The sequence below is a fragment of the Curtobacterium sp. RIT-PI-V genome (assembly GCF_025642935.1).
Classification (GTDB): Bacteria; Actinomycetota; Actinomycetes; order Actinomycetales; family Microbacteriaceae; genus Curtobacterium.
In genome coordinates this window covers 100,160-108,508 of sequence record NZ_JANZKM010000009.1, presented here as the reverse complement: position 1 = coordinate 108,508, position 8,349 = coordinate 100,160, and the positions used below count along the sequence as shown (strand labels likewise).

At 70.9% G+C, this 8,349-nt stretch carries 7 protein-coding genes; 3 read left to right on the top strand and 4 right to left on the bottom strand.

Annotated features, from left to right (window positions below; all coding sequences use genetic code 11):
* The coding region (locus OGL88_RS08050) for a polysaccharide pyruvyl transferase family protein (RefSeq protein ID WP_263091067.1) at positions 1-1,220 on the top strand (1,220 nt) is incomplete at its 5' end.
* A 12-nt stretch (positions 1,221-1,232) separates the two neighbouring features.
* Here OGL88_RS08050 and OGL88_RS08045 read toward each other — a convergent pair.
* Both OGL88_RS08045 and OGL88_RS08040 read right to left on the bottom strand, forming a co-directional pair.
* Complete coding sequence (locus tag OGL88_RS08045) at positions 1,233-2,225, bottom strand: GH25 family lysozyme (protein ID WP_263091064.1); 993 nt, start codon at positions 2,223-2,225, stop codon at positions 1,233-1,235.
* A 92-nt stretch (positions 2,226-2,317) separates the two neighbouring features.
* On the bottom strand, positions 2,318-3,556 hold the full coding sequence (locus tag OGL88_RS08040) for an acyltransferase family protein (RefSeq protein ID WP_263091062.1): 1,239 nt from the start codon (positions 3,554-3,556) through the stop codon (positions 2,318-2,320).
* 105 nt (positions 3,557-3,661) lie between these two features.
* Between OGL88_RS08040 and OGL88_RS08035 the strand changes: the two genes are divergently transcribed.
* Positions 3,662-4,693: a flippase-like domain-containing protein gene (locus tag OGL88_RS08035; RefSeq protein WP_263091060.1), complete on the top strand. Its 1,032-nt coding sequence runs from the start codon at positions 3,662-3,664 to the stop codon at positions 4,691-4,693.
* A gap of 179 nt (positions 4,694-4,872) precedes the next feature.
* On the opposite strand, the gene OGL88_RS08030 is transcribed toward OGL88_RS08035, so the two are convergent.
* Together OGL88_RS08030 and OGL88_RS08025 are read right to left on the bottom strand one after the other, a co-directional pair.
* The gene (locus OGL88_RS08030; RefSeq protein WP_263091057.1) at positions 4,873-6,444 is read right to left on the bottom strand and encodes a DUF2142 domain-containing protein; all 1,572 of its coding nucleotides are present in this window, start codon (positions 6,442-6,444) and stop codon (positions 4,873-4,875) included.
* A 10-nt stretch (positions 6,445-6,454) separates the two neighbouring features.
* Positions 6,455-6,925: a GtrA family protein gene (locus OGL88_RS08025; RefSeq protein WP_263091056.1), complete on the bottom strand. Its 471-nt coding sequence runs from the start codon at positions 6,923-6,925 to the stop codon at positions 6,455-6,457.
* Positions 6,926-7,038: 113 nt separating this feature from the next.
* Between OGL88_RS08025 and OGL88_RS08020 the strand changes: the two genes are divergently transcribed.
* Positions 7,039-8,175, top strand: coding sequence for a 5-(carboxyamino)imidazole ribonucleotide synthase (locus tag OGL88_RS08020; RefSeq protein WP_263091055.1), 1,137 nt, complete (start codon positions 7,039-7,041; stop codon positions 8,173-8,175).
* The last annotated feature ends 174 nt before the right edge of the window (positions 8,176-8,349 follow it).

The window sequence follows — 8,349 nt, the reverse complement described above, 5'->3', positions numbered from 1 at the left end:
GCGTTCTGATCCACAATAGCGATTCGCCCCACAACCGCGGGGACCGGGCGATCCTCGCCGGCAACGTCGAGCTCGTCCGTCGACGGTGGCCCGACGCCGAGATCGTCTCGCTGTCGCAGTACCCCGAGCGGGACGCCGCGTGGTTCGGGATCCGGTTCCTGCCGGTGTCGCCGTACAGCACCGGCATCGGCGACCTCTTCGCCCTGCTGCGTGCCGCGCGCGGCGCCGACGTCGTCCTGTGGGGTGGCGGCGAGATCCTCAAGGACTACACGAACAAGCTCGGCCTCGTGTACTGGTTCGGCAAGATGCTGCTCGTCCGTGCGGTCAACGAGAACCTGGTCGGGGCCTTCCAGGGCATCGGTCCGACCACCGCCGGCGTCAGCAAGCGCCTGATCCGCGCCACCGTCGACCTGTGCCGCTCGTTCGCCGTCCGCGACGACGAGTCCCGCGAGAAGCTCCTGGCGTGGGGCGTGACGACGCCGATCGTCTCGTCCTTCGACCCGGCCGTCGTCGGCACCGTCACGGCGCCGGACGCCGGTGTGCTCGAGCGCCTGGAGCGCACCACCGGCCTCACCGCCGAGCGTCTCGACGGTTCGATCGGGTTCGGCGTCCGCCGCTGGTTCCACTACAAGCGCAGCGGCTGGATCCCGTTCCGCTTCCTGCCGAAGCGCTTCCGCCAGACCGGCGTCGACAGCGACCGACTCGTCACCTACCGCCAGGCCGTCGCGGACCTGGCCGACCGTGTCATCGACCGGTGGGACGCCGACGTCGTGTTCTACCCGATGCACATGGAGGCCTCGGAGGGCGATGCCGCCTTCGCGCGCGAGGTCATCGCGCTCATGCAGCACGGCGACCGCACCCACGTGGTCGAGGCCGACGAGTTCTCGCCCGCCGAGTACGCGGGTCTGATGTCCCGCAGCCGCCTGTTCCTGGCGAGCCGCCTGCACTCCGCCATCGTCGCGACCATCGCGGGCGTCCCGGCCGCCGTGCTCTACTACGTCGACAAGGGCCGACTGTTCTTCGAGCAGATGGGTCAGCAGGAGTTCTCGAAACCGATCGAGGCCGCGCTCGAACCCACGTTCGTCGACGACGTCACGGCCCAGCTCGAGGCGCTCGACGCGAACCGCGACGCCGTCCGCGAGCAGCTCGCCGACGGCGTCGCCCGGATGGCGACCGCCCTCGACGCCGACTTCGCCGAGGCCACCCGCCAGACCCGCTGACGTCCGGCGGGGCTACTCCGTCTTCTTCGCGAACGCGCGGAGGTTCGCGCCGTCCGCGCTGCGGTAGACGTCCTGGTCGCCCGGGAGCGTCCCGCTGGCCGCCCACTGCCAGAAGCGCCACCCGGTGGACTTCCAGCTGGCCCCGAGGGTCCCGGGGCCGGAGAAGTCCTTGACCGGGTAGATCGCGACGAACAACGGGTTCTTCGCGAACCGGATGCTGTTGTTCGTGCAGCGCTTCCACCAGTCGGTCGTCGTGTAGATCGCCGGGTAGCGGTGCGTCTTCTTGTAGACGGTCGCCGAGAAGTCCGCGATCCACGACCGCATCTGCGGCCAGCTCTTGCCGTAGCAGACGCCCTGGGCCGCGGTGCCGTACTCGATGTCGAGCAGCGGGGGGAGCGTGACGCCGTCGGCCGTCCACTGCCCGCCGTGGGCGAAGAAGTAGTTCGCGGTCGCCGCGCCGCTGGCCTTGCTCGGCTGGGCGTACACGTAGCCGCCGCGGATGAAGCCGGCGTTCTTGGCGTTCCGGTACTGCGACGCGTACGTCGAGCTGACGTACGAGACGCCCTCGGTCGCCTTGATGTAGGCGAAGCGAGCGCCGAGTCCGTACGCCGCCGTGAAGTCGACGTTCGGCTGCCAGGCACTGACGTCCATGCCGTTGATCTTGCCCGTCGGGCGCTTCGCCGCGGCGGCGGCGACCTTCGTGTTCGTGCCGAGGGGTGTCGGCCCGACCGGCAGGTCGGCGGCCACCCGGGTCTGCCCGGCGTGTGCTGCGATGCCGGCCCCCATGACGTGGTTGCCGCTCGCGTCCATCTCGGCGACGGACGGCCCAGTGGTGGTCCCGGTCGCGGTCGCGGTGGTGCTCGCGCTGGTACCGGCGCTCGAGCCGGCCGACGCCGTCGCGGTGCCTGCTGTCTCGGACCACGCTGGACCGGCCACGAGTGTCATCGCCCCGGCCACCACCGTCGCCGTGCCCAGGCCGAGGAGTCTTCTGCTGGATCTGCGCATGCGGTCTCGTCTTCCCTGTCGAGATGCGTGGAGCCCTGTCGCCCACGTCGCGTCCGGGCCATGGTAGCCGCCGTGGCACGGGGCGTGGCCGCTCAGCGCACGCTGGACTCGCGTACCGGCTGGACGGTCTCGACGGTGGGGATCGGCTCCCGCGAGGTGACCTCGGCGGCGGCGTGACGCTGCCGCTGGTTGAGGAAGTTGCGCTCGACCAGCCACCAGAAGCCGACGCAGAGTGCGATCGTCACGGGCACCACGACGACGACCATGACGAGGAACTGCCACTTCGTCGAGAGCCCCAGGGGCAGCAGGAGCAGGTTGCCGAACGCCAGCAAGGGGCTGTGGAAGAGGTAGACCGAGTACGAGACGAGTCCTGCGAGGACGAACGGCCGCCATGCGAGGAACCGCGAGAACCAGGTGTGGTGTCCCGTGACGGCGGCCACGCCGAGCCAGGTGAGGACGATCCCGGAGAGCACGCCGATGGCGATCTCCGACGGCCAGGTCTGCTGCTGGAAGTACAGACGACGCGAGGCGAACATCAGGACCATCGCCGCGGTCGCCGCGACGACGAGGGCGCCGGTCACCCAGCCGGTCCACCGCGGCGCGAGGAACCGGAGCCGTCCCTCGAGGTGCGCGTCGCGGGCCCGCACGGTGATCGCCGCCGCGAGCATGCCGATGGCGAAGAGCCCCACGAACCACGGGTGCATCGAGGCGTACCGGTTCTCGACGCCCATCCAGAGCCCGGCCGCGACGAGCACCGAGGTCGTCACCCACCCGCCGAGCAGGCGCCACATCGGCAGGATGAGCAGGGCCATGAGGAAGTAGATCTGCCACTCGATCGCGACGCTCCACATCGGCCCGTTGATCTTGCCGATGTACGTGGGGAAGAAGTCGTGCACCAGGAACAGGTGCGTCAGGAACGCGCCCCACCCCATCGGGAGCTTCGTGTCCCACTGCGTGCCGTTCGGGTTGTGCATCACCGGCACGAACAAGACGACCAGGGCGAAGAACACCAGCGCCGCCCAGTAGGGCGGGAGGATCCGTCGCGCACGTCGCCAGATGAACTTCCAGAAGCCGCCGGGTACGCGGTAGCCGTCGGAGCGGGTCATGACCGGCAGCATGAGCACGTAGCCGGACAGCACGATGAACAGCGGGACACCGAGGTAGCCCCACCCGATGATCGGACGCATCCACGGCATGTCCGTCTTCGCGGCGTCGGTGAGGCCGGTGAACAGGTAGGTGTGGTGGAACACGACGGCGAAGGCTGCGAGTCCTCGAAGCCCGTCGAGGTACGTGAACTCGAGTCGGGCGCTCTCCCGTGGCTGGCTGGGCAACGGCATCCTCGTGTCGGTGTTCGGTCGGTCGTGTCGGCGGCAAGTTTCGCACACACCGGAGCGGCTAGCATGTCCTGAGCTCAGCAGCACCGGCAGGAGACCCGTTTGTCAGGAACCACCAGCGACGCCCCGGCCCCCGAGGGGAAGCGTCCGCCGACCTGGCGACGGTTCCTCGTCAAGGCGGTCCCGATCGTCTTCTACGTGCTCCTCGCGGTCTTCCTCGTGCTGTACGTCCGCAGCGTCGACTGGGGGCAGCTCGCCGGGCTCGACTGGCAGTGGTCCTGGGTCGTCGTGGCGACGCTGATCAGCCTCGGGTTCCGCTACTGGGGCGTCGGCATCTGGTTCTACCTGCTGCGACGGCTCGGCGCGACCGGCCTCAAGGGCTCCGGCGTGACGCTCACCTACGTGTACGCGAAGTCCTGGATGGGCCGCTACATCCCCGGGGCCGCGACCTGGATCATCGGCAAGGTCTACTTCGCCTCGAAGCACGGTGTCTCGAAGGCCCGGCTCGGCGTCAGCGGCCTGCTCGAGGGGGCGCTGCAGATCGCCGCCACCCTGGCCCTGGCGCTCGTGCTGCTGCTCATCGACCCCCGAACGCACGCGCTCGACCCGTGGCTCATCGCGCTCATGGTCGCGGCGTTCGTCGGCTGCGTCGTCTGCCTGATCCCGCGGGTCTTCGTCTTCCTGATCGGCATCGCGCTGAAGATCCTGCGCCGCAAGCCGCTCGAGCCCGACGTCCGCCCGAACCTCGGCACGGTGCTCGGCGGCGCCGGGCTCTACGTCGCCGGTGCGATCCTGTCGGGCACCGCGTACTACTTCATCACGCTGGCGGTGTACCCGTCGCTCGAGCTCAGTGACGCAGCGTTCGTGATCGGTGCCGCGAGCATGGCCTCGGCGATCAGCATGCTCGCCGTGTTCGCCCCCGGTGGGCTCGGCGTCCGCGAGGGTGTGCAGGCGCTGCTCCTCGCCATCGTGATGCCGGTGCCCATCGCCCTCGTCGTGGTGGTCGTCACCCGTGTCTGGAGCCTGGCGGTCGACGGGCTGTTCCTGCTCTGCGCCGCAGCACCCACGTGGTTCCGGCGCAACCGCCCGACCGACGACCCCTCCGCGGTCGAGGGTGGCGTCCCCGCTGCCTGACGCGCACTCCGTGAGCAGGAATGGTCGGGTCCGCGGTGCGCGACCCGACCGTTCCTGCTCACGATCGGGGTGCACCCGACGCGCGTGACGACGGACGGGAGGCCCGGTGCCAGCTGGAACCGGGCCTCCCGTCCGTCTCGTGGGGCGTCCACTCCGTCAGCCGCACGTGCGACGCGTGGTCACGACGCGAGCCCGGCCACTCGACGGTCGGCACGGGCGACCTGCACGACCGACACGACGAGCCCGACCGCGACCAGGGCCACGACGACGACGAGCACCGACGGCGGCACCGGCCCGATCTCGGTGTAGCGGAGCAGACCGCGGCCCGTCACCGGGAACAGGGCGGCGTTCCAGAACCACGCCGACGCCACCGCGAACCCGTACACGCCCACGGCGGGCAGCAGGACGGCCAGGCCCACCGCGACCCACGAGCGTGCGCGTCCGGCGGGCACCAGGCGGCGCCAGGCCAGGGCGCTCAGCACGATCAGGCACAGGATCGCGGGGAAGTAGTAGCGGCCCTGGGTGGCGGCGACCTCGGTCGTCCGGAGGTACGCGCCCGCGCTCGTCTCGTTCTGGATGCCGATGAGCAGGGCCGGGAACACCGCCAGGCACAGGGCCACCCGCAGGTCCGGGCCACGCCGGAACGCCCAGCCGACCAGGACGACCAGGACGATGATCGTCAGGACGGCGGTGAGCAGGTCGCCCATGCTCACCTGTGCCCGGGCACCGAAGCTGCCCCAGAACGTGCGGGCCAGGGTTCCCCAGCTGACGTCGAGGAAGTGTCCCAGGGTCGGGTGCTCGCCCGGTGGGAAGTCCTTCGGCGGCCGCATGGACGCGTAGCCGTTCGGCTGGATCCGGCCGTAGGCGAACCAGTTGTGGATCCACCACCACGCGCCGATGCCCCCCGACACGGCCATCGCGACCACGGTGCGTACCACCCGTTGCCGCAGGGACAGCACCCCGGCACCGGCGACGAGCACGGCGACGGCGACGAACGGCACCGCGGGCAGACCGGTCCCCTTGATCCAGACCAGGGCGCCGAGGACCACCGCCAGGGCGATCGTGGTGCGCCACCGGGTGTCGCCGGTCAGCAGCCGGGTGGCGAGCCACACGACGACGCCGGCGACGAGCAGCACGGGGGCGTCGTTCGAGAACGAGGACCCGATGGACGCGAGCTCGGGCGTCGCGAACACCGCGAGCCCGCCGACGAGAGCGGCGCGCGGGGAACGGGTCACCCGGCGGACGGACGCCCATGCGAGCAGGGGGAGTGCGGTGACGGCGAGGACGTCGGCGAGTCGGAGCGCGATGAACGCCCGGTCCCACCGCAGGTCGCCGAAGTCCACGGCCCGGAGCACGGCGGCACCGGCGAGGTAGGCGGTCGGCGGGTGCTGGGTCATCTGGTTGACGGTCGCGGACGGCCCGGGTGCGTTCTGCAGCAGCTCGCTGACGGTCGACCACTGGCTGGACGGCTTCGTGGCCAGCTCGGCCTTCGCGGCCTCGACGGCGTTCGTGACGTGCAACTCACCGGGCGCGGCCCAGTCGTCGCCGAGTGCGACGTGCACGGCGGCGTCGATGTGGGCGGTCTCGTCCGGCGCCTGGAAGACGGGGACGACCAGTGCCCAGGCGACGAGCCACAGGCCGAAGGTGGCGGTGACGACGGCGATCGCCACACGCTCCCACCGAGCCGTGCGGAGTGGCGCGGTGGTGCAGGTGCCGGTGGGGGTGCGGGTGGTGGTCTCGTGGGCCGTCACCCGATCGATCCTAGAGGGAGTCCTGGCGTGTGACGTCGGCCGCCGCGGGCACCGTGGCGGTGCGTTCGGGGTGGTACACCCACACCTTGTAGAGCCAGAAGCGGAACACCGTGCCGAGCACGAGGCCGACGATGTTCGCGACGTTGTCGGCGAAGACCGAGGTGAGTCCCATCGCGTAGTGGGACACCCCGAGGCACGCGAGCGCGATGACCATGCCACCGAGCGACACGACGACGAACTCGACGCCCTCCCGCGTCGCGACTGCACGGCGCTGCTCACGGAACGTCCAGTACCGGTTGCCCATCCAGTTCACGAAGATGGCGACCACGGTCGAGATGACCTTCGCCCAGAACGGCCCGGAGTGCACGTCATCGGGGTTCAGGACGGTGATGCGCAGGACGTTGAACACCGTGGTGTCGACGACGAAGCCGACGGCGCCGACCACGCCGAAGCGTGCCAGCTGGGCAATGAGGCGCCGCACGTGCCCTCCAGGATCCGTAGAGTTGTCGCGGGCCGTGCACAGTGCGACCCGAACAGCGATTGTAGACAACGCGTTCACCCCGGATGGTGCGAACGCCGGAAGGATCACACAGCATGGCGTTGCGCGTCGGGGTCATCGGCGGAGGACAGCTGGCACGGATGATGGTGCCGGCCGCCGTCGAGCTGGGGATCGACATCCGGGTCCTCGCCGAGGGACCGGGCATGTCGGCATCGATCGCCGCCACGGCCGAGGGCGACTACCACGACGTCGAGACCGTCCTGGCGTTCGCCCGCGACGTCGACGTCGTCACGTTCGACCACGAGCACGTGCCGCAGGACGTCCTGCGCGCCCTGGTCGACGCCGGCGTCGCCGTGCGGCCCGGCCCGGGCCCGCTCGCGGTCGCCCAGGACAAGATCACGATGCGCACGAAGCTCAGCGAGCTCGGCCTCCCGGTGCCGCACTGGGCGGCGGTGCGCGACCCCGACGAGCTCCGCGCGTTCCTCGACGAGCACGGCGGCCGTGCGGTCGTGAAGACGCCGCGCGGCGGCTACGACGGCAAGGGCGTCCGGGTCGTGTCGGACCCCTCCGACGTCGACGACTGGTTCATCGCCGTTGCCGAGGCCGGTGGCGACCAGGCCCTGCTCGCCGAGGAACTCGTGCCGTTCACCCGCGAGCTCGCGCAGTCCGTCGCCCGTCGCCCCTCCGGCCAGGTGGTCGCGTGGCCGCTGGTCGAGACCGTGCAGCGCGACGGTGTCTGCGCCGAGGTCATCGCCCCCGCGCCCGACAGCGCCGGACGCATCGCCGACGTGGCGGAGTCGATCGCGGTCCGGATCGCCGAGGAGCTCTGGGTCACCGGGGTCCTGGCCGTCGAGCTGTTCCAGACCGCCGACGAGCGCATCCTGATCAACGAGCTCGCGATGCGCCCGCACAACACCGGGCACTGGACGATCGACGGTGCGACGACGAGCCAGTTCGAGCAGCACCTGCGCGCCGTCCTCGACCTGCCGCTCGGTGCCACCGGGTCGTTCGCCCGGGCCGCCGTGATGATCAACGTGCTCGGCGGACCGGCCGACGGCGACCTCGCCGCCCGCTACCCGGCTGCGCTCGAGGCGTTCCCCGAGGCGAAGTACCACTTCTACGGCAAGGCACCGCGCCCGGGTCGGAAGATCGGCCACGTCACGGTGATCGGCGACGACGTCGACGACGTCGTCTACCGGGCGCGCGCAGCGGCGGCGCACTTCGACGACTGACACCGGGTCCGTCGACCGGGCGGATGACGGACTGGGCCCACGCCGCAGGTCCCGGAACGACGCGCCAGCGGCGGTCCGGCCGTGCCGGTGGCGGGAGGCCCGTGGCGACGCCGCCACGGGCCTCCTGTCCGTCCGCGGGTCGCGTCCAGGGCGGCCGGCGCGTCCCCAGGACTG